This window comes from Serratia nevei (assembly GCF_024160145.1).
GTDB classification, from domain to species: domain Bacteria; phylum Pseudomonadota; class Gammaproteobacteria; order Enterobacterales; family Enterobacteriaceae; genus Serratia; species Serratia nevei_A.
In genome coordinates, this window is the sequence record NZ_JAMYWQ010000215.1 from 1 (window position 1) to 246 (window position 246).

Annotated in this window: 1 protein-coding gene; it reads left to right on the top strand. The window is 57.3% G+C overall.

The window, feature by feature from the left end; genetic code table 11:
* Positions 1-246 (top strand): transposase (locus tag M6G53_RS25435; protein ID WP_253335330.1); only part of this gene is annotated, 246 nt, incomplete at both ends.

Below are 246 nucleotides of genomic sequence, written 5' to 3' on the forward strand. Positions count from 1 at the left end.
TTGGTGACGCTGAAAACCAGTCCGCAGGCCCGAAAGCAGTGGCCGGAACTTCCTACGACGCTGACGGCAAGACTGCTGACCCGGAGAGTGGATGGGAAAGAGCGCCAGGTGCTGACGTCGCTGGCGGACCCCTTCCGCTACCCTGGTAACGATATCAGCGAGTTATATAGAAACCGATGGGAAATAGAGCTGGGTTACCGGGAAGTGAAACAAGGGATGCTGGACAGCCGTTGGACGCTGAGAAGT